The sequence below is a fragment of the Micromonospora sp. DT229 genome, assembly GCF_049844505.1.
In the GTDB taxonomy this organism is placed as follows: Bacteria; Actinomycetota; Actinomycetes; order Mycobacteriales; family Micromonosporaceae; genus Micromonospora.
In genome coordinates, this window is the sequence record NZ_JBNCLD010000034.1 from 1 (window position 1) to 26,837 (window position 26,837).

At 67.9% G+C, this 26,837-nt stretch carries 21 protein-coding genes, 3 tRNA genes and 1 pseudogene; 17 read left to right on the top strand and 8 right to left on the bottom strand.

The annotated features are described in order from the left end of the window. Positions 1 to 877: 877 nt before the first annotated feature. The gene (locus tag ACLQ2T_RS28610) at positions 878 to 1,150 is read right to left on the bottom strand and encodes a hypothetical protein (protein ID WP_425769472.1); all 273 of its coding nucleotides are present in this window, start codon (positions 1,148 to 1,150) and stop codon (positions 878 to 880) included. Between the two features lie 906 nt (positions 1,151 to 2,056). On the opposite strand from ACLQ2T_RS28610, the gene ACLQ2T_RS28615 reads away from it, so the two are divergent. Further along, positions 2,057 to 2,133 (top strand) — tRNA-Ser (locus tag ACLQ2T_RS28615). 53 nt (positions 2,134 to 2,186) lie between these two features. Here ACLQ2T_RS28615 and ACLQ2T_RS28620 read toward each other — a convergent pair. Continuing rightward, the gene (locus ACLQ2T_RS28620) at positions 2,187 to 3,140 is read right to left on the bottom strand and encodes an ankyrin repeat domain-containing protein (protein ID WP_425769473.1); all 954 of its coding nucleotides are present in this window, start codon (positions 3,138 to 3,140) and stop codon (positions 2,187 to 2,189) included. Between the two features lie 279 nt (positions 3,141 to 3,419). On the opposite strand from ACLQ2T_RS28620, the gene ACLQ2T_RS28625 reads away from it, so the two are divergent. The 3 genes from ACLQ2T_RS28625 (at position 3,420) to ACLQ2T_RS28635 (ending at position 4,745) form a co-directional block, all read left to right on the top strand. Next, positions 3,420 to 3,716 (top strand): fluoride efflux transporter FluC, encoded by a 297-nt coding sequence (locus ACLQ2T_RS28625; RefSeq protein ID WP_425769474.1) that lies wholly within the window; start codon positions 3,420 to 3,422, stop codon positions 3,714 to 3,716. Next, positions 3,716 to 4,018: a fluoride efflux transporter FluC gene (locus ACLQ2T_RS28630; protein ID WP_425769475.1), complete on the top strand. Its 303-nt coding sequence runs from the start codon at positions 3,716 to 3,718 to the stop codon at positions 4,016 to 4,018. The genes ACLQ2T_RS28625 and ACLQ2T_RS28630 overlap by 1 nt, the downstream gene beginning before the upstream one ends. Before the next feature lie 193 nt (positions 4,019 to 4,211). Beyond that, positions 4,212 to 4,745 carry a YbhB/YbcL family Raf kinase inhibitor-like protein gene (locus tag ACLQ2T_RS28635; RefSeq protein ID WP_425769476.1) on the top strand — a complete coding sequence of 178 codons (534 nt, stop codon included), beginning with the start codon at positions 4,212 to 4,214 and terminating at the stop codon, positions 4,743 to 4,745. 96 nt (positions 4,746 to 4,841) lie between these two features. Here the strand turns inward: ACLQ2T_RS28635 and ACLQ2T_RS28640 are convergent, their stop codons facing one another. Then, a complete protein-coding gene (locus ACLQ2T_RS28640) occupies positions 4,842 to 5,552 on the bottom strand; it encodes a class I SAM-dependent methyltransferase (RefSeq protein WP_425769477.1) in 711 nt (236 codons plus the stop codon). A gap of 208 nt (positions 5,553 to 5,760) precedes the next feature. Here ACLQ2T_RS28640 and ACLQ2T_RS28645 point away from each other — a divergent pair, with 208 nt between their 5' ends. Next, entirely contained in the window at positions 5,761 to 7,584 is a 1,824-nt protein-coding gene (locus ACLQ2T_RS28645) for a hypothetical protein (RefSeq protein WP_425769478.1), read from the top strand. 16 nt (positions 7,585 to 7,600) lie between these two features. Here the strand turns inward: ACLQ2T_RS28645 and ACLQ2T_RS28650 are convergent, their stop codons facing one another. Beyond that, positions 7,601 to 8,323 carry a hypothetical protein gene (locus ACLQ2T_RS28650; RefSeq protein WP_425769492.1) on the bottom strand — a complete coding sequence of 241 codons (723 nt, stop codon included), beginning with the start codon at positions 8,321 to 8,323 and terminating at the stop codon, positions 7,601 to 7,603. A 330-nt stretch (positions 8,324 to 8,653) separates the two neighbouring features. On the opposite strand from ACLQ2T_RS28650, the gene ACLQ2T_RS28655 reads away from it, so the two are divergent. Then, a complete protein-coding gene (locus tag ACLQ2T_RS28655; RefSeq protein ID WP_425769479.1) occupies positions 8,654 to 10,168 on the top strand; it encodes a peptide deformylase in 1,515 nt (504 codons plus the stop codon). Positions 10,169 to 10,318: 150 nt separating this feature from the next. On the opposite strand, the gene ACLQ2T_RS28660 is transcribed toward ACLQ2T_RS28655, so the two are convergent. Next, on the bottom strand, positions 10,319 to 11,437 hold the full coding sequence (locus tag ACLQ2T_RS28660) for a globin domain-containing protein (RefSeq protein WP_425769480.1): 1,119 nt from the start codon (positions 11,435 to 11,437) through the stop codon (positions 10,319 to 10,321). Positions 11,438 to 11,588: 151 nt separating this feature from the next. Between ACLQ2T_RS28660 and ACLQ2T_RS28665 the strand changes: the two genes are divergently transcribed. Beyond that, the gene (locus ACLQ2T_RS28665; protein WP_425769481.1) at positions 11,589 to 12,359 is read left to right on the top strand and encodes a CPBP family intramembrane glutamic endopeptidase; all 771 of its coding nucleotides are present in this window, start codon (positions 11,589 to 11,591) and stop codon (positions 12,357 to 12,359) included. Positions 12,360 to 12,423: 64 nt separating this feature from the next. On the opposite strand, the gene ACLQ2T_RS28670 is transcribed toward ACLQ2T_RS28665, so the two are convergent. After that, positions 12,424 to 13,539, bottom strand: a complete 1,116-nt coding sequence (locus ACLQ2T_RS28670) for a hypothetical protein (protein WP_425769482.1) — start codon at positions 13,537 to 13,539, stop codon at positions 12,424 to 12,426. A gap of 544 nt (positions 13,540 to 14,083) precedes the next feature. Between ACLQ2T_RS28670 and ACLQ2T_RS28675 the strand changes: the two genes are divergently transcribed. Both ACLQ2T_RS28675 and ACLQ2T_RS28680 read left to right on the top strand, forming a co-directional pair. Further along, positions 14,084 to 14,174, top strand: a tRNA-Ser gene (locus tag ACLQ2T_RS28675). Positions 14,175 to 14,209: 35 nt separating this feature from the next. Then, positions 14,210 to 14,282: transfer RNA gene (locus tag ACLQ2T_RS28680), tRNA-Arg, on the top strand. 436 nt (positions 14,283 to 14,718) lie between these two features. Here ACLQ2T_RS28680 and ACLQ2T_RS28685 read toward each other — a convergent pair. Next, on the bottom strand, positions 14,719 to 15,507 hold the full coding sequence (locus ACLQ2T_RS28685; protein ID WP_425769483.1) for an NYN domain-containing protein: 789 nt from the start codon (positions 15,505 to 15,507) through the stop codon (positions 14,719 to 14,721). A 169-nt stretch (positions 15,508 to 15,676) separates the two neighbouring features. On the opposite strand from ACLQ2T_RS28685, the pseudogene ACLQ2T_RS28690 reads away from it, so the two are divergent. The 3 genes and pseudogenes from ACLQ2T_RS28690 (at position 15,677) to ACLQ2T_RS28700 (ending at position 18,319) form a co-directional block, all read left to right on the top strand. Beyond that, positions 15,677 to 16,339: pseudogene (locus ACLQ2T_RS28690) on the top strand (sugar phosphate nucleotidyltransferase). Positions 16,340 to 16,719: 380 nt separating this feature from the next. Further along, entirely contained in the window at positions 16,720 to 17,325 is a 606-nt protein-coding gene (locus tag ACLQ2T_RS28695) for an NUDIX hydrolase (RefSeq protein ID WP_425769484.1), read from the top strand. Positions 17,326 to 17,428: 103 nt separating this feature from the next. After that, entirely contained in the window at positions 17,429 to 18,319 is an 891-nt protein-coding gene (locus tag ACLQ2T_RS28700; protein WP_425769485.1) for a phosphotransferase, read from the top strand. Positions 18,320 to 18,335: 16 nt separating this feature from the next. On the opposite strand, the gene ACLQ2T_RS28705 is transcribed toward ACLQ2T_RS28700, so the two are convergent. Next, on the bottom strand, positions 18,336 to 19,745 hold the full coding sequence (locus ACLQ2T_RS28705) for a hypothetical protein (RefSeq protein ID WP_425769486.1): 1,410 nt from the start codon (positions 19,743 to 19,745) through the stop codon (positions 18,336 to 18,338). A gap of 351 nt (positions 19,746 to 20,096) precedes the next feature. Here ACLQ2T_RS28705 and ACLQ2T_RS28710 point away from each other — a divergent pair, with 351 nt between their 5' ends. From ACLQ2T_RS28710 to ACLQ2T_RS28730, 5 genes are all read left to right on the top strand, one after another. Continuing rightward, positions 20,097 to 21,545, top strand: coding sequence for a lycopene cyclase family protein (locus tag ACLQ2T_RS28710; RefSeq protein ID WP_425769487.1), 1,449 nt, complete (start codon positions 20,097 to 20,099; stop codon positions 21,543 to 21,545). Further along, on the top strand, positions 21,542 to 23,701 hold the full coding sequence (locus tag ACLQ2T_RS28715; RefSeq protein ID WP_425769488.1) for a class I SAM-dependent methyltransferase: 2,160 nt from the start codon (positions 21,542 to 21,544) through the stop codon (positions 23,699 to 23,701). Before ACLQ2T_RS28710 ends, ACLQ2T_RS28715 begins: the two co-directional genes overlap by 4 nt. Next, positions 23,698 to 24,312: a GTP cyclohydrolase II gene (locus ACLQ2T_RS28720; protein ID WP_425769489.1), complete on the top strand. Its 615-nt coding sequence runs from the start codon at positions 23,698 to 23,700 to the stop codon at positions 24,310 to 24,312. Before ACLQ2T_RS28715 ends, ACLQ2T_RS28720 begins: the two co-directional genes overlap by 4 nt. 199 nt (positions 24,313 to 24,511) lie before the next feature. Beyond that, entirely contained in the window at positions 24,512 to 25,903 is a 1,392-nt protein-coding gene (locus ACLQ2T_RS28725) for a UDP-glucose dehydrogenase family protein (RefSeq protein WP_425769490.1), read from the top strand. Positions 25,904 to 26,110: 207 nt separating this feature from the next. After that, positions 26,111 to 26,644 carry an NUDIX hydrolase gene (locus tag ACLQ2T_RS28730; protein WP_425769491.1) on the top strand — a complete coding sequence of 178 codons (534 nt, stop codon included), beginning with the start codon at positions 26,111 to 26,113 and terminating at the stop codon, positions 26,642 to 26,644. Positions 26,645 to 26,837 lie beyond the last annotated feature (193 nt).

Genomic DNA, 26,837 nt, shown 5'->3' on the forward strand with positions numbered 1-26,837 from the left:
TCCACTGCCGCCCGACTCGACACCTTCGCCCGTGTCGCACCAATCAACCCTTATACGCTGCTGAGATCACCTCACTGAGGTGACCTCGAAGGCTCGGCTGTCGGTTGGAAATGACACGGAGCGGACGTCCACATAGGTGGTGTTCGTTGTAGGCGTGGAGCCATCGTAGACAGGTTCTTGCGACAGAATTCAGTCTCCGAGCGGGCTCCACGTGATGGCCTATCCTGCCATGGTCGAGAGATCGCCCCGCCGGATTTTTGCGGAGATCACGTCCGTTACATCTTCTGAATCTGATATGCGACCGCTGCCTGGGTGCTCCCCACTGGGATGATCAAGACAGAAGAGTTGACGGAATCGGCGGGCACGCGAAGATCGACCGCGCTGGTAGTGACGGTGGGAGAGCATGGGGGAAGCTCTTCAATCTTGGATTCCCCGCCCAAGCGAAAGTGCGCAAAGAGCGTCCCTTCGCCCGCGCAGTATACGACGAGCCGGTAATTTCCCCCCTTCCACTGATCGAGTCCTTCGTCGCGGACAACCATGGCCATCGCCTTCGAATCTATGATAGAGATGGTCGGCCGAGCTCCGACGTGGACAACTGTGTTTTCTACCTTGACATTCGCTTTGTCTACTTCTTGTACGTAGCGAGTAATGTCAGGTGGAAGGTCAGTGGAATCTGATGCAGCCGGCGAGGTGGGAGCAGTGGCTTTGCTGCCCGCTTCGTTGTGTGAGCTGGTGGTGCACGCCGTAACGGCTAACACCCATAGGAGGGTAACGATGCCTGTGAATTTTAGGTTTGAAGCTTTTATGTCCTTCTCCTATTCCTGGGGAAGCCCCAGCCGCCTAGACTGGCGACTGGGGCTGAAGGTCGTGGTAATGGCTAGGAAGAGGTTTCCCAGTACCTGTAACCCCACGTGAGTGCGCTGGGCATCCGGGTGACCGTACCGGTGCTGCTGTTGGTCTTGGCGCAGCTCGCATTGAGGTAGTACTTCTCGACGCCCATGCGCCAACCCCAGTTGCCGAATTGGAGGTTGCCGTACTTCCCGTTGCTGATGGGCTTTGAGTAGTTGAAGGTCTGGGAAATCGTCGAGGTGACAGAAGCATTGATACCGAATGTCAGCTCGGCCGATAGTACGACTGCGCTCGCGCTCACGCTTATACCGCTGGAGACGGCGAAGCTTGTCGCGAGATTGTGCTGAATCGAGGCACCTACGGTCCCGCCGGGGCCAGATTTGAAATGTATTCCAGCCGGGATGTGGAGGTCCTGCTTCGAGAATGTTCGGTAGTGCCAGCCGATGTCGGGGCATGCCAGTGGGGTCACGGGTTCGGCTGCAACGGCGGTCCGACACCCACTACGGCGACTCCGATGCCTAGCACCGCCGCCAGCATTGACCTGACAATGCGACCATGCACAGCACGGCCCGGTAGTATGGAACGAGTTCTCACAGTCCTCCTAGCTAGCGCGAGGTTTGGGGACAGGAGCGCTCTGCGGGCTGTGGACCCGCAGAGCGCTCTTTCGGTAGCAAGAGGCTACCGCGCACGGCGCTCTACGAATGGCCCCTGTCACTCTGGGTCGCACCCTGATCGCTGCGGGTGGAGTCGCACAGGGTGTTCGATGAGGAGCTGGATGATATCAAATCAGGCAATATCGGCGAGCTTGTTGCGACGCAACGTGTTTATCACAGAATGATAACGAGGCTGGCGAGCCGTCGGGTGCGCTTGGAGTGAGTTTCTTCGGGTGTGGTTCCGCAAGGGCGAGGAGATCACTCCAGTGCGATATGACATCGTCTGCATAGCTCTGCCAGTCCATGGGTAGCGGCCGGTTCGGGTCGCTGTCGGGCTCCAACCTCGCCACCCGCCGCTCGGGACCTGGTCGGTAGTCGATATGCGCGGAGCGTAGGCGGCATGCAGCGTGACGCCAGCATCGCGTCGGGGGTAAGACACCGCGCCTACGGTCTGCCTCCTAGCCGGCCATCGGATGTCAACCGGCCGAACTAGTGAGGCAGGGGCATCTGTGTCGTATTCGTGTCGCAGGGTGGGCAGCGGTTGACAAACCAGCAGGTCAGCCGGGTGACCGCTGCGGTCTTGAAAACCGGTAAGGCAGCGATGTCTTCGTGGGTTCGAATCCCACACCCTCCGCCCAGCTGGACAGCAAGAGGATCGCGTCAAGGGCAACGCTGTGTGGATGACTAGTTCACCGAAACTGCCCACCAGTCGCGGGCGGGCAGCCGCACCCACCGGTCCGGCTCGGTGAATGGGCGGGCGTCGGCAGGGCGCACTGCGGCGTAGGCGCAGCAGTACTCGATGGCGTGGCCCTGGTACAGGAAATCGCGCAGAACTTCGGCCGCGGGCGCGTTCGCCTCAGACCAGCCGCCGCCCGGGTGTAGGTCCCAGCCGGTGATGACACCATCGTGCACGGCCGCGCCCTGGTTGCCGCTCTTGGGGTTGGCGTACATGCCGTAACACACCGTGTCAGCCGACAGCAGCAGCGCGACCAACGGCATGGATGCGCCGTACGCCCAGGGCTGGCTGACGACGATGCCGCCCGGCACGTCTGTGACACCGAGTGTCCGGATCGACTCGTCCTCGTCAGCGTCCCACATGTCCTCGACGACGATCTGATCCTCGATCACCGTGGCGTCCAAACGCCGTACCGCCTCGGTAGCGTCGATCCCGGCCACGCAGCACAGGCTCATACCGTCGCTGTCGATATCGGCCAGCGCATCGATGAGCCTGCGCGCTTCTGCGACCGTGGCGGCCTCCGCCTTTGTCAGCGTCACGCTCGTGTCGAACAGATCAGGCGTCGCCCCGGCCAGGCTCAGCCGCGCCGGTGACCAGCCGGCCATCATTGGCAGCTCCGGATCCGCGCCGGCGGCCACGAGCGCGCGGGCGTTGGCGGGCTTGCCAGCATGTACGGCGAGCCAGAGCGCGGTGCGTCCGTCGTCGACGGCGTCCACGTCATCCACGAGCCGGGCCAGTTCCGTCACCACCTCGGACGAGCCCGCCCATGCCGCGTGGTGCAATGGCCGCCCGCGCCCGCCTACGAGGGTGTTCGGGTCAGCGCTGGCCGCGAGCCGTTCCCGCACCACGGCAAGGTCCGACCACGACCCGTACCCCATTCGCGACCAATCGACATCCGTCACCCATGCCTCCCCGATGCCCTCCGAAGGCATCAGAGTAGGAGACGACAGACGGGTACGCGTGCCGCCGGTCTATGAACCGGGGCTGGGTGCTGTTGGGGGGCTGGGGGGACTGCGCCAGCCGTACGGGTGAGGAAAGCCCGAGCGGGGTGATGCCGGGCGGTGCGGGTGGGCTAATGGGTCCGTGACGGTTCTGGCGATCATCGTCGGCGGTGGCATCGGGGCCACCCTGCGCTACCTGCTGGGGCTCGGCCTCGCCCCGACCACGCCGCCTTCCCCTGGGTGACCTTCGTGATCAACATGGTGGGGGCCTTCGCGCTGGGTGCCGTGATGACGCTGCTCGCTGCGCAGAAGCTGCGAGGGCCGTGGGGCAAGCCTTTCCCCTCGACCGGGGTCATCGGCGGCTTCACCACCTGGTCGCACTTCATCGTCGAGAGCGATCAACTGATCGGGGCGGGGCGCAGCGGGGTGGGCATCGTCTACCTGGTCGTGAGCATTCTCGGCGGCGTGATCGCGGCGGCGCTCGGTGCTCGGCTGGTGGAATCGCGGGTGGGGCGTTCGACGGGTGGGCATGCCTGATGTGGGTGGGCATCGGGGTGTTTCTGGCCGGCGGGCTCGGGGCGCTCAGCCGGGCCGGGGTCGACGCGCTGGTGAAGCCGTGGTGGGCGGCGCGGGTGTCCGGGTCCAGCAAGGCGTTTCCCGCGAGCACCTTCCTGATCAACGTGTCCGGTGCCTTCGTGCTCGGTGTCGTCACCGGCTTCGCAGTCAAGCACACCGCCGCAGGGGCGCAGGACTTCACCACGATCGTCGGGGTCGGCTTCCTGGGTGCCTACACGACCTTCTCCACGGAGGAGTGGCACACCCTGGGGGCTGCTGCGTAAGAACGCCGCTGTGGAGGCCTTCAACGTGCTCGGCAGCCTGGGCGCGAGCCTGGTGCTGGCGCGTTCGGGCTGTGGCTGGATGGGCTGCTCTAGGGGCTTCTGGCTGACACCGCGCGGGTTTCACGAATGACGGCGCATCACAGGGTATGAAAGGGGCGGCAGAACGCCACCTGCATCGGAAGGACCTGACTCGATGACCCTGGAACGTCCCATCGCCCCGGACCCGTACGAGTTGCTGCCGACGGTCGCCTCGTTCACGCTGACCAGTCAGGACGTCCAGAACGGTGAGCCGATGGATTCGGCTCACGCGCACGGCAGCACCGGCGGCGGCAATGTCTCACCGCAGCTGGCCTGGTCGGGTTTTCCGGCCGAGACCAAGGGTTTCGCGGTGACCTGCTTCGACCCGGACGCGCCGACCGGTAGCGGCTTCTGGCACTGGGTCGTGGTGAACCTGCCGGCCGAGGTGACCGAGTTGCCGGGCGGGGCTACGAGCGAGGACCTGCGCGGCGGATTCACCGTCCGCAACGACTACGGCGAGCAGGGCTTCGGTGGTGCGGCGCCGCCGCCCGGCGACCGCCCGCACCGGTACGTCTTCGCGGTCCACGCGCTAGACGTGGAGCGTCTCGATCTCACCCCGGACGCCACCCCGGCCTACGTCGGCTTCAACCTGACCTTCCACACCCTCGCCCGCGCCACCATCCGCCCCACCTACCAGATCAACCCGTAACCCCCACCCGCTGCCACAAAGCTGATCAAGAGGTTTGCGTCAACTTCCAGCCGGATGCAGACGTAAACCTCTTGATCGACTAAAGAGGGCGGGGGGTCAGGCGGGGGTGCGGGCTACGGCGAAGACGGATTGGCCGAAGGGGGGGAGGAGGGCCTGCTCGGCGGCCTTGGTCGCCGGGAGGACCAGGGTGTCGTAGACCTTCACCATGGGACCTTCCTTCGGCATCAGGCGGAAGACCTTGGTGGCCATGAAGTAGCCGATCAGGCCGAGCGCGTTCGCGTAGTGGATCTTCTCGACCCGCAGACCGGCCTCGGTCATCGCCGCCGACAGGGTCTTCTTGGTGTAGCGGCGGACGTGGCCGGTGGCGATGTCGGCGGGGCTCATCGCGAACTGGAAGGCCGGCACGATGATGACCACGGCTCCGCCCGGCCGGACCAGCTCGCCCATGCTGCGCAGGGCGCCGACGTGGTCCTCGATGTGCTCCAGGACGTTGTACGACACCGCGGCGCTGTAGTCGCCCTGCTCCGAGTGGGGCAGGAGCATCTGGCGGACCTCGATGTTGGGCCGGTCGGAGAGCCGTTCCTTGAGCGAGACCAGGCGGTCCGGGTCGGCTTCGGTGGCGGTGAACCGGGGGAGGCGCTCGGCCCACTCCAGGGCGTAGTCGCCGAGGCCGCTACCGATCTCGATCGGGTTCTCGCCTAGGTAGGGCACGGCCAACTCGACGAACCAGCGTCGGTGGTTGACCGCTGTGGCGAGGCCCTCCAGGACCTCGGACTGCACGCGCTGATCCCCAGTGATTTCTGCCATGCGTCGATTCCTCACGATACGACTCGACCGCGCCAGTACCGACTGAGTGAACCATCCGCCCGGTTGGCGGAATTCTCGGGGCCTGGGGCAGCCGAATTGGTCGGGGCTAGGTGCACGATCGGTGGTGGTCAGCGAACTTGGCAGATGTTACGCGAGTACCCGGAACCTCGCACGGCGGCCTGATTGCCCGACTACGCTGCGAATTGTTATGACTACTCCTGAATCGGATCGCCCTGTCGAGGAGTCCGGGGCGGGAGAGTCGCCGGCCACCCCGCCGGGCCGTGGCCGTATCCGCAGGTCGGGGTGCTTCAAGGACCTGGCTGCGGTGGCGAGTTTCGGGTTGCTGGCCTTCTGGGTCACTGCCCGAATGTGGTGGAATCCACAACACGGCATTCGGGATAACAAGACAGATATGGCGCAGTTCGAGTGGATGCTGGCTCATGGCGCCCGGGTCGTGACCGAATTCGCCTACCCCTTCACCTCGGACCGGATGAACGTCCCCGAATCGGTCAATCTGGTGGCCAATACGTCGGTATTGTCTGTTTCGCTACCAATGACGCCGATCACCCTGTTGTTCGGTACCCGCAGCGCCTTCCTGGTCTTCCTCACCCTGGGCATGATCGCCACGGCCACCTCCTGGTACTTCCTGCTGTCCAGAGTGGTCGTCGGCACCCGTGGCCCGGCCTGGCTGGGGGCGACCTTCTGCGCGTACGCCCCAGCGATGATCTCGCACGCCAACGCCCATCCGAACATCGTGGCGCAGTACGTGGTGCCCCTGATCATCTGGCGTACGCTGCGGCTGGCTGACCCGGGACGCTGGCTGCGCAACGGTCTGCTGCTCGCCTTGGTGATCGTCTGGCAGGCCTTTCTGAACCTGGAGATCCTGCTGATGACCGCGATCGGTGTCGGCGTGGTGATCGTGGCCCTGGCGCTGGGCCGCCCCGAACTGAGAGGGCGGACCCGTACCTTCCTGGCCGGGCTCGGGGTCGCCGCCGGGGCTTCCGCGGTGCTGTTGGCGTACCCCCTCTATGTCCAGTTCTTCGGTCCGGGCGCATACCACGGGCTGTCCTGGGTGATCCGGGGCTACTCCACCGACCTGGCCTCCTTCGTCGCGTACGCCCGGGAATCGGTGGCCGGGGACGCACGTAGCGCGAGCGGCCTGGCCAAGAACCCCACCGAGGAGAACTCCTTCTTCGGTTGGCCCCTGATGATCGGCGTGGTCGCGCTGGTCTGGTGGCTGCGACGCAACATCGTGGTGCTCGCGCTGGCCGGCCTGGGTGTGCTCTTCGCGGTGTTCTCCCTCGGCCGGGAGATCCGCTTCGACCGGGAAGGGACCGGCATACCGGCGCCGTGGGCGCTGCTGGAGGACCTCCCGGTGCTGCACTCCGTGGTGCCGACCCGCTGGGCGTTGGCGATCACCCCGATCATCGGGGTGCTGCTGGCCTACGGGGCGGCGCGGGCGCAGGAGTTGGCGACCCGCTATCCGGCCCGGCGCTCGCAGATCCGATTCGCCACGGTGACCGTACTGGCGATGGCCCTGGTGCCGGTGCTGCCCACCCCGCTGCCGACCAAGCGCCTCGAACCGACTCCGGAGTTCGTCACCTCCGGTGCCTGGCGTCCCTACCTGGCCGGCGGGCGCAGCCTGGTCACCCTGCCGCTGCCGGACACCGAGTACGCCGATCCGCTGCGCTGGTCCGCCCAGACCCGGCTGGAGATGCCGATCGCCCGGGGTTATTTCCTGGGCCCGGACACCCGACCCGGTAAGGACCGGATCGCGCTGTTCGGCGCGCCGCCGCGCGCGACCAGCAGCTTCATCGCCACCGTACGGCGCAGCGGCGAGGTGCCGCCGGTCACCGCCCAGGACCGCCGGGAGGCGATCGAGGATCTACGGTACTGGCGGGCCGGGGCGGTGGTACTGGCCCCGCAGCCGAGCGCGGAGGCCCTGCGGCAGGCGATGACCGCCCTGACCGGCATCGAGCCGGTGCAGACCGGGGGTGTCTGGCTCTGGGACGTCCGGCCGTTGACCGGCTGATCTGGCCCGCGTTCCGTCAGGAACTGCGGAGGCAGCAGCCCTGACAGACCTTCGGGCTGGGCAGGGTGAAGGCCAGGCAGCAGGTACGCCGCTGCACGGTCGGCTTGCCGTCCGCGCCCGGCACCAGCTCCACCAGGTCGGCCAGGTCGAGGGCGTCGAGCAGAGTGTCGATCGAATCGACCGTCGAGCCGGGCACGCTGTCGGTGGCCGTCAACAGCCCGTAGGCGATGCCGGAGGCCACCGAGCCGAGCAGGGTACGGGTGCCGATGCGGACCTCACCCTGGATCGCGCTGACCACCGGCGACAGGTGGGCCGCCAACAGGGTGGACCGCAGGGTGGCCAGCAGTTCCTGCTCGTCGGCCACGACCCGGACCTGACGGGGATCGGTGACGGCCAGCGGATCGTTCGGCAGCACCGCTACCTGGGTCGACTGGCGCAGACCGAGGGTCACCAGGGTGCGCCGGTCGGCGAAGTGGATGAGGGTGGTGTCGGCGTCGAGCAGCGGTACCCGCCGGGCGACCGCCCAGCCGAGCACCACCGGCAGCGCCGCCCAGTAGCTGTAGGCCTTCCAGGCCAGGGCGGCGGAGGCGTGCGAACTGCCACCCCAGAGGCGGGCCGCGGAACCAAGCAGCTCCGGCAGCCGAGTGCCGTCGGTGAGGGTGGTGGCCGAGGTCCAGTCGGTCTCGTCGGGAACCAGTAGCCCTGGGGCCAGCCCGGGAAGGACATCGGTGCCGAACATGGCCCGCAGGGTCGTGGTCACCGGAGCTAGAGCTGTCGCCGAGGGTACGGACACGGGCAGTACTGCTGTCACTTGCTGTACCCCTCTCCGAGAACCTCAACTAAGGCTAGCCTAACCACACTTCGCGGGTGGCGGTAACCCCGGACAGGGCAAGAAACGAGAGGTGCCGATCACCTGGGGCGGGCGATTACCCAGAGTGTTCTTCCGAAAACCCCGCGCAGTATCGGTGCAAATCGCCCAGCAGTCAAGCCTCCTGTCGAGAAGATGCCAGTCCTGTACACGTCTCGCCACCGAACGTGAAACCTAGTACTCCCGGCCACGAGGAAGCTGATGACGATCTCACCGCTCGATCGGGCTGCCGACTCCTTCGCCGCCGAACTCGCCCGCCACCGCACCGAGCGAGGGCTGTCCAAGAAACAGCTGGCCACCCTGATGGGCTTCGATCCGTCGTACGTAAGCCATGTAGAAGGACGGCGACATCGACCCACCGAGGACTTCGCCCGGCGGGCGGAGGCCGTCCTGGACGCCAGCGGCGCCATCTGGCAACGCTTCCGGGAGTACGACCACCTGCGCCACACCCGCGCGGAGCGCGACCCCCGGGAGCCCGACTCGATCGGCCGGTGGATTCCGCCCGGCACCGGGCTGATCGTCGAGAACGAGTTGAGCATCCTCACTTACACCGAGGACGGATACCGCTGCCTGATCCGCCGGGAGCTGTACAACGCCGGCACCGAGCCGGTCACCCGCTACCTGGTACGGGTCGCCGTGGACCGCTACCCCAACGACCCCGGACGCTCCAACCGGCACCACCGGGAACGCCCACTGACCTTCGCCGAACTCGGCCTGCGGGCCTACCGCGAGGAGTCCGGCGAACGCGAGGCCATGCACTGGCGGGCCAAGTACGACCGGGACGCCTTCAAGGAGATCTGGCTGCTCTTCGAGAACGGTGAACGACGGTTCCCGCTCTACCCCGGGCACCGCGCCACCATCGAGTACACGTACACCGTCGGGCGGGACAAGTGGGGGCCGTGGTTTCAACGCGCGGTCCGCGTACCGACCCGGCACCTCGCCGTACGCCTGGATCTGCCCGCTGAACTGGACCCGCAGGTCTGGGGCGTGGAGACCTCGCTGTCGGCCGAGGAAGGCCCCCTGCGCCGGGCGGTCGTCCGGCGGGCGGAGGGCGACCGGGCGATCTTCGAGTGGGCGACCGACGACCCACCCCTGAACGCCCGATACCGACTTCAGTGGCGCTTCCGCGCCCAGCCCGACGCCGAGCCGGAGGGGGAACGGATGCGACCCTCCGAGCGGATGCGCCGACTGGGCATCCTGCAACGCGGCATGGACCTGCTACGCCAGCCGGCCCGCCCGTTCGACCTGCCCCGCGAGCGACAGGCCGCCCGGGAGGTCATCGACCGCCTGATCGACGCCTTGGCCCGCCTCGACGAACTGCACCCCTTCGCCAAGGGGGTGGGAATCGCCGCCCCGCAACTGGAGATCGGCCGGGCCGCGGCGGTGATCCGGCCACCCGACCGGACCGCCGAACCCCTCGTGCTGCTCAACCCCCGGGTGGTCGACTCGGCACCCGACACGGACGAACAGTACGAGGGCTGCCTCTCCTTCTTCGACCATCGGGGATTGGTGCCCCGGCCGCTCCGGCTGGATGTGGAACACGCCCAACTCGACGGCAGCCGGGTGATCACCTCGTTCGAGTTCGGCATGGCCCGTCTGGTGGCACACGAGATCGACCACCTGGAGGGCCGGCTGTACGTCGACCGGATGGCCCCCGGAGTGCCACTGGTGCCGATCGAGGAGTACCGCGACAGCGGCCACCCCTGGCGCTACTGATCGGGTTGTTGCACGACCACGCCTGGTCCGGGTGGGAACGACGCCGGCCAGGCGTGGTCGTGCGGGCGGTGCCGGTCCGCCCGATCGGGGGACCGGGGGGCGTGCCCCAGGGGGCAGGGGCACGCGCCCCGGTGCGGGGGGAGGAAAGCTCTACAGGGTGCCGAAGGTGTCGTACCGGGTGTGCTGCGGCGGGACATCGTCGGCGGCGAGGACCCGCAGGGTGGACCGCACCATCGCGGCCGAGCCGGAGATGTAGCAGTCGTGGTTCGTCCAGGGGCCGTAGCGGGCCACCACCTCGGAGATGTCGCCGTGCTCCCCGTCGAAGTCCGGATCGTCGCTACAGGCCGCGGTGACCGACAACCACGGGTGGGCACCCACCAGCTCGCGCAACCCGTCCAGCCCGTAGAGGTCGGACTCGGTACGCGCGCCGTAGAAGACATGCACCCAGCGGGTGCGGTTGAAGCTGGTCAACTCCTCGACCAGGGCCTTGATCGGGGCCAGCCCCACCCCACCGGCGACGCAGAGCACGTCCCGATCCGAGGCGGAGTCCAGGGTCATCGAACCCATCGGGGCGGCCACCCGCAGCAGGTCCCCCGGCTTCACCCGGCGGACCAGGGCCCCGGAGACCCAGCCGGCCCCCTCGGGGGTACGGACGTGGAACTCCAGCACGTTGTCGTCGTTCGGGGCGTTCGCCACCGAGTAGGTCCGCCACACCCGGGGGTGGTAGCGGGGTGCCTCGATGCTGACGTACTGACCCGCCTTCCAGACCAGCGGATGTTGCAGTGCCCGGCAGGTGAACACGGCGGTGTCCGGACCGTACCGCTCATGGGTCAGCACCTCGGCGTGCCAGAACGGCGGGTTGGCGTCCGAGGCCGCCCCGGCCAGCATCTTCTCGCTGATCGCCGCGTACGCGTCCCGCCAGGCCTGGTCGTACTCCAGATTCCAGCCGTCCCCGGCGGTGCTGCGCAGGGCGTCCAGCAGGGCCACGCCCATGGTGTCGTAGCTCGCCGCCTCGACGTGGTACTTGCGGTGGTCCCGGCCCAGCGCGCGGAGGAACTCGTCGAAGCCCTCCGGGTCGTCCACCGTGTGGATCGCCGCGATGATCGCTTCCAGCAGCCGGTCGCCCTGCCCGGCCATCTGCACCGGGAAGAGTTGGCGCAGGTCCGGGTCGAGGAGGAAGAGTCGGGCGTAGAAGTAATCGCTCAGTTGGACCCGGTCGGCCTCGACAAGGGCCCAGCTCTCCTTCAGCAGCCGCGCGAAGTTGTCCACCGGGGGCGCTCCTTCTCTGACGGCGGTTCGGGCCCTCATAGAATGTCCACGGAGCGTGCACGGTGGTCGCACAGACTGTGCGATCGCATCATGAGGCCGACTCATCGGCACCCGGATGCCACTCCAGTGGCCGGTCGGGCAGAGTGAAGCGGTGACCGTTGAGCTCACCCGACCGGTGTCCCGCCGGATGCTCGGCACCGAGACGCTGCTGGTGCTGGGCCTCTCCCTCGGCCAGTCGGCCGTCTACGCGACGGTGTCGATCATCGCGAAGCTGACCGCCGAGGGTGGGCTGTCCCGGCAGACCGCCGCCTTGAACACCTCCGCCTCCGCTCGGCCGTACCTCGACCTCACGTACCAACTGCTCGGCATCGTCTTCGCCCTGCTGCCGGTGCTGCTCGCCGTACACCTGTTGGCGCGGGACCCCGGCGACCCGGCGCGGACCCTCGGCGTCGACTTTCGGCGGCCCGGTCCGGACCTGGCTCAGGGTGCCGGGCTGGCGGCGCTGATCGGGCTGCCCGGCCTGGCCCTGTTCTGGGCGGCGGCGCAGCTCGGTATCAACGCCACCCTGGTCCCGGCCGCCCTGCCCGACCTCTGGTGGGCAGTGCCGGTGCTGATCCTGGCCGCCTTCCAGAACTCCATCCTGGAGGAGGTGATCGTGGTCGGCTATCTGATGACCCGGCTGCGGCAACTCCAGTGGCGGGTCGGCGCGATCATCGCGACCAGCGCCCTGCTCCGCGCCTCCTACCACCTCTACCAGGGCTTCGGCGCCTTCATCGGCAACGCCGTGATGGGCGTCGTCTTCAGCTACTTCTACCTGCGTACCCGCCGGGTGATGCCCCTGATCGTCGCCCACGCACTCCTGGACATCGTCGCCTTCGTCGGCTACACCCTGGTCCCGGACTCCTGGCTGACCTGGCTCTGACCCTGCTTAGTTGATCAAGAAGTTTGCGTCTGCCGGGCGGCTTGCCGTGACGCAAACTTCTTGATCAACTTTGGCTTCGGGGTGGGCGGAAGGTGGTCAGGGCGCGGGCGGTCAGGCGTTGCAGGGCGGCGGAGTTGCCGGCGGCGGCGGTCAGTGGGGCGGCGCCGGGAATGAGCCGGGAGGCCAGGCGCAGGGCCAGCCAGCCACCGGCCTGGGCGGTCAGGGGACCGGCCAGGCGGCCGACCGCATCGACCGGCCGGGACCCTGGCTCGTTCGCCGCCTGGGCCTCGGCCAGCGCTGAGCGGGCGGTCTCCAGGTCCGGATGCACCAGGGTCAGCACCAAAAGCTCCGCCGCCCGATCCGGATGGGCCGGATCCCGGTCGTACGCCGCCGCCAGGTGCAGCACCAGGTTGGCCTGCGACCAGAGCACCACGGCCAACTCGACCACCGGGGCGAAGACCCCGGCCAGCGCGGCACCCGCTCCACCGATCGTCGCCTGCCGGAGGAACCGCTGACCGGCCAGCCGGGCCAGACCCTCCGGGCCAGCCTGCGGGTACGACTCCCGCAGCCGCCCAGCCCACTCGGCGGCGCGAGGTCCGAGCACCTCGACGGCGGTCAGCGCCAACAGCTCCGGTGCGTACCCCGGGCGGTCGAGGACACGCGCCAACAACGCACGCAGCTTCGGCACATCCTCCGCAGCCGGACGACCGCCGATCAGCGCCGCGGCGGCCCCCGCCGTGGTGCGGGCCGCCTCGGAGACGTACGCCGTGTTGGTGGTCTCCGGGTCGGCGGTGCGGGCCGCAGCCGGTCCGGTGGTGACCTTGGGTGGCGCTGCTGCCTTCTTCGCTCCGCGCGGTTTCGGATCGGTCGAGGCCCCGCCAATCGCCGCCTTACGTGCGGGCGTCCTGGCCGCGCGTGGTTTCGCCGCTTTCGCCGCTTTCGCGGCCTTCGGGGGTGCGACCTCAGGTGTCGATGTCGCCCCGGCCGCCAGCGGTTGCGGGTCGGCGGTCGCCTCCGGGGAGGTTGTCCCGGGTGCTGCCGACCCGCTCGGTCCGGTGGCGTCGGCCGTCGTGACCTTCAGGGGTGCGGATCTCTTCGCGGGCGTCGCCTTCTTCGGGGGGCGCTGCTTCGCGGTGGCCTTCTTCGCTGCTGCCGGAGCCTGCTGCGCTGCCGGGGACACCTGCTGTGCCGCCGGATCTTGTTGTGCCGCAGGAGACGCCTGCTGTGCTGCCGGAGGCGTCGGTTGGGCCTCGCCGCGTGACCCGCCAGCCTGTCGGGGCGCCCCCGGTCGAGACGTCGGGTCGGTGATCCCGGTCTCATCGATCCGGGCAGGCGCGGGGGCGAACGGCGGTGGCGGTGCGGAGGGCCCGGGCCGGGCCGGGCGCGGCTGCTCCGCGGTGGGTGGCTGGAACAGCACCCCGGGCGCGGCCTTCGCGCGCCGAGGGGGTACCGAGGGTGCTTCGTCCCGCTGTTCAGGGGCGGGGGCGGGGGGTGCCGGGGGCGGCCTGAAGGTCGCCTTCGGGGAGCGTCGAGGTGCCCCCTCAGCGGGTTCGGGGCGGTCCTGCTCGCTGGGCGGCTGCTCCTGCATGTCGATGGAGCGTAGTCCCGAACACCGCCGCGCACAGCGGTTGAAGGGCGGCCCCGAGGACCGCACCCGGTAGTCGCTTTGCTCCGGGCCGGGCCGGACCTGTATCCTCGGGCGCGGTGGTCTGCAGGGCCACCTGGGAGACTTCGCCTAGTCTGGTCTATGGCGCCGCACTGCTAATGCGGTTGGGGTCTTAAAGCCCCTCCCGGGTTCGAATCCCGGAGTCTCCGCGCGAAGGCCGGTTGTGTAGACTGGCTGAGCACCAGCGCCCGTAGCTCAACGGATAGAGCATCTGACTACGGATCAGAAGGTTAGGGGTTCGAGTCCCTTCGGGCGCACAAGATCGTAAGGGCCTGACCTGCGGAAACGTGGGTCGGGCTCTTGCTTTGTTTGTCCCTTGTGGACGTGTGGCTGCTCGGTGGCTGCTCGTCCGACGAGCATCCCCTACGTCCCGCCCCGGCCGGCGGGGTGCGGGGGCGTCCGATTCCGTCCGGCGGCCGTTGGTATCCCTCGGGTGCCAATTTCATCGATCTATATCGATGAAAGAAGGCGGGCGGAGGTCCGTCACTATTGACGAGTTCGATCGATGTTCACGGCGAGGGGTCGCGCTGTCGACGGCGTGGTGTTCTGCCGATTCGGTCGACAACGCGCAGCAGGGCCGGCGTCCAGGGGTGGAGCGCCGGCCCTGCGCCGTATCCGGCCCCCGGTCGGCCAGGCCCCCACCACCCGCGACTACTGATTCGGTGACGCGGGTGATGCGTGAGCTGTCGGAGCTTAGTGCTGCGGCTGCGGTGAGTTGGGGTGGCGTCGGTCGCGGACGTAGACGACGGCGGGTTTGCCGTCGGCTGGGATGCGGCGGTCGATGTCGAACAGGGTGGTGGCGTCGATCAGGTCGGTGAGTTTGGCGTATCCGTGGGTGCGGGAGTCGAAGTCGGGGCGGCGTTTGGTGAGGAGGTGTCCGACGGTGGCGAGGTGGGCCCAGCCGTCGTCGCCGGAGGCGGCTTCGATGGTGTCGCGTAGCAGGGCGGTGAGGACGGCGTTCTTCTTGAGCGCGTCAGCGGGGTCAGCCGGTCGTGGCCTCGGGGTGGGGGGCTGGTTGCTGGTGGCCGGGGTGTCGTAGGTCAGGTTTTCGGTGTAGATGAACTTGTCGCAGGCGGCGACGAAGGACTGGGGTGTCTTGCGTTCGCCGAATCCGTAGACGGTGAGGCCGGATTCGCGGATGCGGGAGGCCAGGCGGGTGAAGTCGCTGTCGCTGGAGACGATGCAGAAGCCGTCGAACCGTGCGGTGTAGAGCAGGTCCATCGCGTCGATGATCAGTGAGGCGTCGGTGGCGTTCTTGCCGGTGGTGTAGGCGAACTGTTGGACGGGTTGGATCGACTGCGCGAGTAGCTGTCCCTTCCAGCCGCGTAGGTGAGGTCCGGTCCAGTCGCCGTAGGCACGCTTGACGTGCGCGGTGCCGTACTTCGTGACCTCGAGCAGCAATGGCGCGATGAGTGTGGGCTGGGCGTTGTCGGCGTCGATGAGGACCGCCAACCTGGCGGTGTTCTGCTCGATGGGTGTCATCGGATTAACCTGCCCGAGAGAGTATGGGTAAGACGACCGGTACGGTGGTGCCGGTGCGCCGCCTGATTCTCGTTCATGGCGAGTTTCGTTGGGTGAACGAATAGCGTTCGGCGCGTACGTCCCGCAATCGGAAGGTGAGCGCGTGAGGGCCGTCATCGCTGTCGCCGGTATGGGCAGCCGCTTCTTCCCGATTGGCAAGACGATCAACAAGTGCATGCTGCCGATCCTCAACCAGCCCGTCGTCGCCTACGCGGTCGCGGACTGCGTTGCCGCCGGTGCCCGCGAGATCGCGATCGTCACCGCGCCTGGCGAGCCAGGCCATCAGGTTCGGCATTACCTCAGCGAGGACCATGACCTGAGGGACTACTTCACCCAGCGCGGCTGGCAGGACAAGTACACCACCGTCGCCGACCTCCACACCTAGGCCGACTTCACGTTCCTCGAGCAACCCCGCGACGACCGGTACGGCACCGCGCTGCCCGCCATCGTCGCTGCCGACTTCGTCGCCGGCGATGACTTCCTCCTCATCGCCGGTGATGACCTTCTGCTGCGCGCCGACGGTGGGTCCGACCTGGCTGACCTCGTCGCCGCCCGCGCCGCCGCCGGCACACCGGCCGCGCTCGCCGCCGCTACCGTGCCAGGCGCCGACGCCCACCGGTACGGCATCCTGCATCCGCGCACCGCCGCAGCCGGCCACCACCTGCTCGACGAACTTCTTGAGAAGCCGGACAGCTACGCCGAGGCGACCGCGTACATCAACATCAGCCGTACCCTGCTACCGGCCGAGGCGATGGCCTACTTCCGGAGACTGATCCCGGCGGCCAACGGCTAGTACCAGGCCACCGACGCCATCGCCGCTTACGCCCGCGACCACGACGTCCTCATCCACCCATCACCGGCCAGTACCACGACTGCGGCAACCCTACCGGCTGGCTCGCGGCCAACAACGTCGCCGCTTCGACCACTCGGCAGCGACCCCAGCGGTAACCCAGGGACTCCAAGGAATGCACGGGCCAGCCCGATCTCAGGAAGGCGACGAAGGCGCTTCTACCTGTCTGTTGCCTGTCGGCGTGGCATGCATCCCTTGCTCAGGCCCGTTTGTAGCGTGAGATTTTCCTTTCATGGCCTAGGTTGTGGAGCCGCCGGTGTCAGGTCTCATCGCGCTGTCGGAGCAGGTGATTCCGCAGAGCTGTGCTCGGGCTGGAGTGATTCGTGGCGATCAGTGATTCGGACATCTCAAGTGCGCTTGCGGCCTATCTCGAGCGGTATCCGGACGACGCCGCGTCGCTGTCCGAGCCGGCGAAGCTGCTGGCCCAGGGGGAGGGTTTCGCGTCGCGGCTGAACTTCTCGATGCACGTGACGGTCGGGGCTCTTCTGGTCCGTGGCGGCGCCGAAGTGCTGCTTGTCGACCATCTCGCCTACGGGATCCCCTTGCAGCCTGGAGGGCATCTTGAGGCAAGTGATTCCACGCTGATCGGCGCGGCGGTGCGGGAGTTGGTGGAGGAGACCGGTGTTGATCCACGCGGGCTCACCCCAGGATCGAAGATTCCCGTCTACGTCGAGTACGGGAAAGTTCCAGCGCGACCGGCGAAGGACGAGCCGGAACACTTCCATCTCGACTTTGGCTATTCGTTCCTGGCCGAGCAGGCGGATGTGGGGAACATCCAAGAGTCCGAGGTACGAGGTGCGAGGTGGTACCCGCTCTGCGTGGCCGAGCGGCTTGTTGGACGCCGCATCGCGCGGGCGGTGACCACACCACCATGCAGTCGAGACCGAGGCGGTAACGGGTCAGCTGACGGCGGCGGTCCGATCGCGTAGCCGTATGTGTTTGATTGGCTCGGGAAGAGACGGCGACAATCGGACGAGTCTCGAAGGTGAATCCGCTAGGGGCTCAGCACGTCTGACCTTAGATCGGAGCGTGGTGACCGAGATCGAGTCGCCGCTGGAGCAAGCCCGGGTGGCCTGTGTGATCGTGGGCTTCGATCCGTCTGGGCTGCAGCCGATGCGGTTGCACAGCAACGCGGTGTTCGCTCTGCCTGGGCGGGTGGTCGTGCGGGTTGGTGCGGGTGCTGATGCTGTCGGTCGGGCCGGTCGGGCTGTGATGGTGACCCGGTGGCTGGCCGGGCACCGTTTCCCGACAGTCGTGCCGGTCGGAGGAGTCGATCAGCCCGTTGTGGTTGGTGGCTCGGCGCGGGGCATTCCGGTGACGTTCTGGGAGATGGCCGACGTGGGGCCTGATCCGGCTGCGGTGTCGGCGATCGATCTGGGTCGGCTGCTCGCACGGCTGCACCAGCTGTGTCCGCCGTTCGTCCTGCCGAGGTTTCGGCCGCTTGAGCGCCTCGCCGCCGCCGTTGGTGAGAGCGGGTGGCGTGTGGCGTCGGATCGGCGGTGGATCGAGGAGCGGATGGCGGAGTTGGAGGATTGTTTGGGCCGGGCGCAGTTCCGGTTGGGGTGGGGTCTGGTGCACGGCGACGCACAGTTGGACAACGTCTTGTCGTCGCGGGCGGGTCCGTTGCTGGGGGATTGGGACAACGTGTCGACGGCGCCACGGGAGTGGGATCTGGTGCCGGCGGCGGTAGAGCAGCGCTTCGGTGGTTCTCCGCGTCTGTTGACCGAGTTGCTGGCCGCCTACGGCGCGGATCCGACTGCGGATCCGGGGTGGGCGGTGCTGTGTGACATCTACGAGCTGCGGTCGATTGCCGCGCACATTCGTCGTGCCCCGGTGTCGCCGCCGCATGCGCGCGAGGCGGCGTTGCGGATCGCGTCGCTGAGGTGTGGTGATTGGGGTGTCCGTTGGTCGGCGGTCGGTTGAGCGTGGTGGTCGCTGGTCAGGTCACGGCGGCGGTGAGGGTTTCGGTCAGGCGTTCACGAAAGTCGCGTACGGCGGGTCGTGTCGTGTGGGGTGCGCAGTGGTGCAGCAGGGTGCGCAGGCGGCCGACGACGCGGGTGGAGGTGGCGACCTCGGCCGCCATGTCGATGGCGCGGTGTCCGTCGGCGGCGGCCTGGTCGGGGTCGATGCCGGTAAATCGGGCCGCGGCGAGGCTGATCTGGTCGAAGACCGCGGAGCGGGAGTATCCGTCGGGGCGGGCGGCGAGTGCGGCCAGGGCGTGGTCTTGGGCGTGCACGGCGAGGTCGGGTTGGTGGGTGGCGGCGTCTTGCCAGGCGAGGGCCGCGTTGCCGGCGAGTTCGGCGGGCCCGGTGTAGGCGGGCAGATCGTCGTCGGGCTCAGCGCTGCCCTGCAGGTCCTCGGCGAGGGAGATGGCGTGGCGTAGTTCGGTCACTGACCCGGGTCCGAGTGCGCCGAGCATGCGTGCCTTCAGGTTCCAGAGCATGGCCGCGGCGGCGGGGTGCTGGCCGTGGGGTAGCAGGGCAAGGGCGGCGTCGACGAGGCGGAGGCCGTCGTGGGGGTGGTCGAGGTCGCGTAGCTGGCGGGCCATGTCGGCGAGCAGGTTGACCTGCAGAAGAGTCGAGCGGGGGTCGGTGGATTCTCGGGCGGCGTGCAGACCGAGGACGAAGTACCGCTGTGCGGGGCCGGCCATGTGCACGTCGTGGCTCATCCAGCCGGTCATGCCGGCGAGTTGCGCGACGGCGGCGAGCATGCGGTTGCCGACGGCGTCGGTGTAGGAGGCGTCGCGGAGTAGGTCGACGGCGTGTTTGAGCTGCCCGACGGCGGCTTCGCGGCTCAGGCCACCACCGATGGCGGCGTCTTGGGTGCCGAAGGCGGTGGTGGCGGCCTCGATGCCAGCGACGGTGGACATGGTGATCCGGCCGCCGGTGGTGGCGCGTTCGGGTAGCCGGCCGGTAGGCCCGGTCAGCCAGCGCAGTAGTGGGTCGGTCAGTGCCGTTCCGGTGGTGAGGGTGATCGCGTCGGACAAGAGTGAGCGCCTGGTCAGCATGTCGCTCCCGATGTAGGCGGCCAGCTCATCAAGCGTACGAGCGGCGATGCTGGGAGTTTGGTGTGGTGGTGCCGGCGCGAGGCCCAGGCGACGTTGCGGCCAGAGCACCGCGACCGGAATGTCGAGTCCCCACGCCCGGGAGAGCACGGCAGCCACGAGGTCGGGCTGTCGGCAGTTTCCTCCGGACAGCCATCGCTTGACGGCGACGTGGTCGTAGAACAGCCGCAGCCCATACTCGCTGGCGCCGAGGGCGTTGACGGCGGCGGCGAACTCGTCGAGCGAGGCGAAGCCGCTTCCTTCGAGCAGCGCCGCCAGGACCGGGTTGGCGACACGTGACGGCATCCTCATGGTGAGCCTCTCACACACGCCGGTGTGGCCGGGTGGTTGATGCGTCCACACAGTACCGACGTGTTGACCAAGCACGGTGCGAACGCACCTTTCACGCACCTTGCTGTGCGCCGTTTACAGCCTGTTGAGCCACGGAGGCCGGTGCAAGTCTCGGTCCTACGCCGCCACGGCGGCGCTCTTCGCACCGAGATCGCGCCGCGATCGGTGGCGAAGGACCGCTGATCCGCGCTGGCCGTAGCTGGGTGCCGAGACTGCTTTGCCGCAGCGGACAGGGACTGGCGTCCGGCCGTGCGCGGCGGCTGTTCGCCTCCGAAGACAGTCGGTTGTCGCGAGGAAGGAACCGCCATGTTCGTCGATGTGGTTGTCGTCGGTGCTGGCCCAGGTGGTTTGGCCTGCGCCCATACGGTGGTGCGGCAGTCCCCGCACCTGCGGGTGCTGGTGCTAGAGGCCGGGCGGGGGATGCGCAATCGGCCGTGTCCGGTCGATCGGGGACTGCGGTGCACGGGGTGTGCCGGGATCTGCAACGTGATCAGCGGCTTCGGTGGTTGTGTGCACTACGGCGACGGGGTGAAGTTGAGCCTGTTGCCGTCCGGGCGTCGCCTCATCGATCACTTCGGTGAGGACCGCGCCGGCGAGCTGTGTGAGCGTGCGTTTCAGTTCCTGACCGCACCGCTACCGGAGCAGCCGGCGCTGCACGGCACGAGCCTTGGTGCGCCGGTTATCGAGGCGTTCGCCGGTCATGGTCTGGCCATCCGGGAGTACCCGGTCGCGGTCCTGGGCGAGACGCAGGTCCGCGACATGCTCACCGCGCTGCACGGCTTCCGCGACGACGCGCTGACGGTGTGGGAGAAGTCTGAGCTTGTTGCCGCCGCCCTCAACGGAGACCGCTTGACGGTGACGGTAGCGACCCCCGGTGGCCCCGTCACGGTTGAGACATCGCATCTGGTGCTGGCCACGGGCCGGCACGGGGTGACCAGCACGCAGAACCTCTTGACGGCGTTCGGGGTGCAGACGATCGCGCCGGACATGTCGCTCGGCGTGCGTCTCGAAACCAGGGCCGAGGTGCTGGCCGCGATCGGCGTCGAGCATCCTGATCTGAAGATCACCCAGCTGGAGCGGGTGGACAGGAAGACGAAGACGTTCTGTTTCTGTGGTGGCCCGAACGGTGGCCGGATCAAGTTCACCAACTACCAGCGTTCGTTCGGTCGCGAGGTCATCACGTTGGACGGGCACGAGACCACCGAACGCACCCCGAAGGCGAGGCCGCTGGCGGCGAACTTCGGCCTGTTGTGCCAGCTCGCCCGACCCGGCACCAGCACCGAAGTTCGCGCGGAGATCCTGTCGGACTACTGGCAGCTCAGCGCGGGCCGGCCGGTCGCGCAGAGCCTGCGTGCGTTCATGGCCAGGGTGGCCGAGCCGCGTAGCTGGCCAGAGTTGGCGGCGGCGGTGACGTTCGAGCCGTCCGTCAAGGACCTGAGCACGGCCCGGCTTGACACCCTGTTCACCGACGCCGAGCACGCCAGTCTCATCGAAAGTCTTCGCCGAGTCATGGGCTCGATCCTGGACCACGCCGACGTTGACATGTCACTGGATGGTCTTGCCGATGACGTTCTTGTGGTCGGGCCGGAGGTCGAGTTCCTGTGGGACCGGGTCCCGGTCGACAAGGACTGCAAGGTGGCGAACTTGCCGATTAGCGTGGTCGGTGATGCCGCCGGGATCGCCCAGGGCATCGTGCAGGCCGCCATGATGGGCGTCGCAGCCGGCGACGCCATCGCGAACGGCAAGCCGGCATGACCGCCGCGACGGCCCGCCGTCCGGTCGTGGACCGGTTCGGGCCCCTCTACCCGGCGTCGGCGATGGCGTTGCCGGTCATCCCCCGCCTCCCGATGCCGCGACTCGCCGCGCCGCCACCGGACGTGCGCAACCTCAGCGCGCACTACCGCGACCACTACGGCCCTCACATCCTGCGCGAATACCCCGTCGGAGACTCCGGGGATCGGATTGTGGTCGTTGACAAGGCGTTTCCGCACAGCGTCTACGACATGATGCTGCTCGCCACAGTCGGCGACGACACTGTCATCGCGTCGTCGGTCAGTGATGTTCCCGAGGCCATGCTGACGACGTTGCTCACGTTCTGTGGACAGTTCGTCCGCTATGTTCACGCCTCCTCGACGCGACGCCGGTTCGGTCTCGACGGGGCACAGTTGATGATCGGCACGAACTACGACCCGTCCACGACCGACCGAGACAACGGCCAGTGGTGGGACAAGCGGATGCACTGGCACCTCAACTGCTGGCCCACCACCGCCTACCGCGACGCCTCCATGGCGTCCCTGGGCGACGTGAACGACGTGAACCGGCGACGGGCGCTGGTCGACCCCATCGCACACCTCGCCGCGCGGATCATGCGTGACGCCATCCGTACCCAGCCGCTGCCCACCGGCTGCCGTCTGGCGGACGACACGGATCTGAACCCAGAAGGTGGCCCCGTCGGATTCAAGATCGCTCTTCCGGGCTGGGACTTCCTGCCCGACACCACCTGCGCGCGGCTCCTCGTCCACCTCCATGACGTGGCAGCGGGCGCGTACGCGCAGTTGCGCAGGTGCTTCACCGGTAGCCCGGCGGCGTCACCGCCGTGGACCAGGCCAGGGCTTCTGCCGCCCGGTCAGGTCGCGGCGAACCTCGACGAACTCACCTGGCTATCCGAACCCGCCCGACAGGGCCTGCGCACGCTGAGGTCGTTGCTCCGGGACGTCACCACCGGCGAGATGAACCTGATGCGGGCTGACATGGACCTCGCGAACCGGTGTTTGACCTTGGCCGGCCTGGACTACCACCTCGGATTCTGGTCCCCACCACAACCCGGCAGCTCGCGCGGCCGTGCACCGGTGTATCTCGTGATGCAGTTCAAGCTGCTCAGCGCCATCGGCAGCAGCCCCGCCATCGGAGGCAGCGTCGCCTCGATCCTCGACCGCTTCCGCGGCCCGATCATGTCAGCGCAGCAGACCCGCCTACGCCGACAGTTCCAGGACCGCTTCCTCGCCCTCCTGGACTGCCACACCGAAGGTGTCAACGTGAGCAACCGTATGCCCGATGCGGCCATGGGAACGAGCATCACCCCAGAGATCCTCGCCTTCTACGCCCACGGCGCCGAGCAGGAACGGCTGAACGATCCACGCCGGCACATCGAGTACCTGCGCACCATCGACATCCTGACCCGCCACCTCCCCACAGCAGGAATCGTCGCTGACGTCGGCGGCGGACCTGGCGCGTACGCGCTTCGGCTGGCAGCCGACGGCCACCGGGTTCACCTCGTGGACCCCGTCCCCCTGCACCTGGAACAAGCCGAAGCGCGCTGCGCTGACGCCGAGTCGCCGCTGGCGTCGATCCTGCGCGGGGACGCACGCCGCCTGCCGCTGGGATCCGGCAGTTGCGACACCGTCCTGCTGCTCGGCCCGCTGTATCACCTCACCGACGCCGCCGACCGCGCCCGCGCCTGGGCCGAGGCCCACCGCGTGCTCGTCCCGGGCGGCGTGGTCGCCGCCGCAGCGACGTCGCGCTTCTACACCACCTGGGAATACCTCGCCAAAAACCTCTACGACGACCCGGCGGTGGAGGCGATCTTGGCCCGGCATCTCTGCGACGGGCAACACCGCAACCCCACCGGTGATCGGCGACTGTTCACCACCGGCTACTTCCACTCCCCGAGGGAGCTCGCCGTCGAAGCCTCCACCGCCGGCCTGCGCCCACACGCCCTGCTCGCGGTCGAGGGTGCCGCGAAACTGTTGCCCGACCTCGCCGAGCGCCTACGTGACCCACACCGCCGCGACCTGCTCCTGCGCGCGATGCGCCGAGTCGAGGCAGAACCCTCACTGCTCGGCATGTCCGAACACATCCTGCTCATCGCCCACAAACCCGCACCCGACAGCACCACGCAGGAGACGACATGACCACCACCGTCCGGCTCGCCGGCTGCGACCTCCCCACCACCCACGGACCCTTCCAACTGCACGTCTTCGGCCCCGAGAACGGGCCCGAGGAAGTCCTCGCCGCCGTACACCGCCCCCAGCCCGCCGACCAGCAGATCCCGCTGGTAAGGCTGCACAGCGCCTGCGCCACCGGTGACCTGCTCGGATCACTGAAGTGCGACTGCGGCCCTCAACTGGCTACCTCCCTGCACGCGATCGGCACATCCGACTACGGGATCCTGCTCTACCTGCTGCGCCACGAAGGCCGCGGCATCGGCCTCGCCGCCAAGATTCGCGCCTACACCTTCATGGACCAGGGATACGACACCGTCGCCGCGAACGCCGCCGTCGACGCACCCACCGACACCCGCGACTACCGGCCCGCCGCCGATGCGCTGACCTGGCTCGGCGTCACCTCCGTGCACCTCGCCACCAACAATCCCCACAAGATCAGCGCCCTGCGAGCCGCCGGGATCGCCGTCGACCGCGTGCCACATTCCGGTTTCGTCAACCCTGCCAACCGCGACTACCTCCACCAGAAGGACACCCTGCTCGGACACCTGAACAGCAGCGGAGCCGTCGACCCTTCCTGACCGTCCAACCCTGTCGGGACAAGACCCACCACCCGGCCCCCGGATGGGTATCATTCCGGCGTGCAGCAGGCACGCCTGGCCTTCAGGCCGGCTGGCCGCCACTCAAAAACGGCAGTGCGCCGAAATCACTGGTCAGCGACACCGCTGACGTCTCAACCGATGACCACGCATCGGTCCCGCCATGGGGAGGAAACGCTCAATGAAGGTTTGTGTTGTCGGCACCGGATACGTCGGTCTCACCACCAGCGTCAGCCTGGCCTTCCTGGGCCACGACACCACCTGCATCGACCTCGACAAGCAGAAGATCGACACCCTTCGCGCCGGCCAATGCCCGATCTACGAACCGCACCTGGAAGCACTCCTTGAGCAGGCTGCCTCTCGCCTGACGTTCACCACCGACTACGCCGTCGGCGTACCCGACGCCGACGTCGTGTTCATCGCCGTGCAGACCCCACAAATGGACAACGGCAACCCCGACCTGCGATACCTGCGATCCGCCGCCGAAAGCGTCGCTAAGCACCTGCGCGGCGGCTTCACCGTCGTGGTCAACAAGAGCACCGTCCCGATCGGCTCCGGCAACTGGGTCGACGCGATCCTGCGCGAAGCCTACGAACGCCACCACGGACACCGCCCCGACAGACAATTCGCCGTCGCCTCGAACCCCGAGTTCCTACGCGAGGGCACCGCGCTCGCCGACACCCTCTACCCGGACCGCATCGTCATCGGCTCCGACAACCAGAAGAGCCTGGACGTCCTCAACCAGCTGTACCGGCCCATCCTCAACCAGTCCTTCACCCCGCCCACCGTGCTGCCCCGCCCCGCCGGCATGAGCGCCGTACCGCTGGTCTCCACCGACCTGGCCTCCGCCGAGCTGATCAAATACGCGGCCAACGCCTTCCTCGCCCTCAAGATCAGCTACATCAACGAGATCGCCGCCATCGCCGGCAAGGTCGGCGCCGACATCCGCGAAGTCGCCCGCGGCACCGGCCTCGACGCCCGCATCGGCCCCCGCTTCCTCAACCCCGGCATCGGCTGGGGCGGATCCTGCTTCGGCAAAGACACCGCCGCGCTCATCGCCACCGCCAGCGAATACCACCTCGCCACGCCGATCGTCACCGCCGCCCGCGACGTCAACCACCGCCAACGCACCAGGGTCGTCGACCGGCTCCTCGACGAGCTTCACATCATCAAAGGCAGAAAGATCGGCATCCTCGGCCTCGCGTTCAAACCCGACACCGACGACCTGCGCGACTCGCCAGCCATCGACATCGCGAACCTGCTCCTCGAGCGCGGTGCCCGAATCACCCTGCACGACCCCGTCGCCGCCGAACGCTTCCGCCGCGAACAACCCACCCTCGCCGCGCACCTCGCCGACCGCGTCGACGACGTGTTCGACGACGCGGACGCCATCGTGGTCGCCACCGAATGGACGCACTACCGCGACCTCGACTGGGCCAAGTTCGCCCCCACCATGCGCTCACCGCTCGTCCTGGACGGACGACACTGCCTCAACGCCGACAGACTCACCGAACTCGGCTTCCGATACCTGACCATGACCTCACCATCGGTCCCCCCGCGCTCGCACGCCTAAGTTCTTCATCAAGGCGTAGACGACATCGTCCGGGGCCGGTGCCGACCCAGTCGCGTAGTGGCCGACCGACTTCCTGGCGTGGATGCGGTCGGCCTCGCAATCGGACCTCGCCGGGCTGACTGACGTAGTGGTCTGCGGCCTTGGCTCCGCCGACCCGACCATCCTTCCCAACTGAACGTTGGTGGTCGAGCCACGTAGGGTGAGCGGGTGCAGGCCATCCTCGCGACGCTCGGCTACGTCCTTCATCCCGACGGCGAGCGGGTGTTGTTGATCCGGCGCGACAAGCGACCCGACGATGTGCACTTCGGCTACCACAACGGGCTGGGTGGGAAGCTGGAGCCCGGCGAGGACGTGGTCGCCGGGATGTGCCGGGAGATCCGGGAGGAGAGTGGCCTGGAGTGCCATTCACCGCGACTCGCCGGGACGATCTCCTGGCCCGGCTTCGGTCGTCGTGGCGAGAACTGGTTCGGGTTCCTGTTCCGTATCCCTCAATGGTCGGGGAACCTGCGGGCGGAGTGCCCGGAGGGCACGCTGGTCTGGGCCGACCTCGCGGACGTGCTCGCTGGTCGGGTGCCGATGTGGGAGAGCGACCAGCACTTCTTGCCGCTGGTCTTCGCCGCCGAGCCTCGCGTCTTCCATGGTGTGATGCCCTTCGCCCAGGGCGAGGCTGTCAGCTGGTCCTACAGCGTCACCACCGGCGTTGCCGAAGGCTTCACGGCGGAGGTCTCATCACCGCCATAAGACGGCATGGGCGCTGATGGGCCGACCCAGCATCGTCAACCCGCACGGCGAGGGCGGCTGCCCACCCGGGGATGGCGGGAGAGTGCGAATGCCGGACTGTAAACGAATGACTCTGAACCACTGAAGTAATCTCAGCGACTTTCCGGTAGGTATTTGTATTCGAAGTGGGTCAGGTGCAGGGCTGCGGCGATGA

Coding starts and splice junctions, on each gene's coding strand:
- ACLQ2T_RS28640 (WP_425769477.1), bottom strand. CDS start 5,552: ATGGCAGAAATCACTGGGGATCAGCGCGTGCAGTCCGAGGTCCTGGAG.
- ACLQ2T_RS28720 (WP_425769489.1), top strand. CDS start 23,698: ATGACCACCACCGTCCGGCTCGCCGGCTGCGACCTCCCCACCACCCAC.
- ACLQ2T_RS28710 (WP_425769487.1), top strand. CDS start 20,097: ATGTTCGTCGATGTGGTTGTCGTCGGTGCTGGCCCAGGTGGTTTGGCC.
- ACLQ2T_RS28655 (WP_425769479.1), top strand. CDS start 8,654: ATGACGATCTCACCGCTCGATCGGGCTGCCGACTCCTTCGCCGCCGAA.
- ACLQ2T_RS28725 (WP_425769490.1), top strand. CDS start 24,512: ATGAAGGTTTGTGTTGTCGGCACCGGATACGTCGGTCTCACCACCAGC.
- ACLQ2T_RS28715 (WP_425769488.1), top strand. CDS start 21,542: ATGACCGCCGCGACGGCCCGCCGTCCGGTCGTGGACCGGTTCGGGCCC.
- ACLQ2T_RS28685 (WP_425769483.1), bottom strand. CDS start 15,507: ATGACACCCATCGAGCAGAACACCGCCAGGTTGGCGGTCCTCATCGAC.
- ACLQ2T_RS28705 (WP_425769486.1), bottom strand. CDS start 19,745: ATGCCGTCACGTGTCGCCAACCCGGTCCTGGCGGCGCTGCTCGAAGGA.
- ACLQ2T_RS28650 (WP_425769492.1), bottom strand. CDS start 8,323: ATGTTCGGCACCGATGTCCTTCCCGGGCTGGCCCCAGGGCTACTGGTT.
- ACLQ2T_RS28635 (WP_425769476.1), top strand. CDS start 4,212: ATGACCCTGGAACGTCCCATCGCCCCGGACCCGTACGAGTTGCTGCCG.
- ACLQ2T_RS28630 (WP_425769475.1), top strand. CDS start 3,716: ATGTGGGTGGGCATCGGGGTGTTTCTGGCCGGCGGGCTCGGGGCGCTC.
- ACLQ2T_RS28645 (WP_425769478.1), top strand. CDS start 5,761: ATGACTACTCCTGAATCGGATCGCCCTGTCGAGGAGTCCGGGGCGGGA.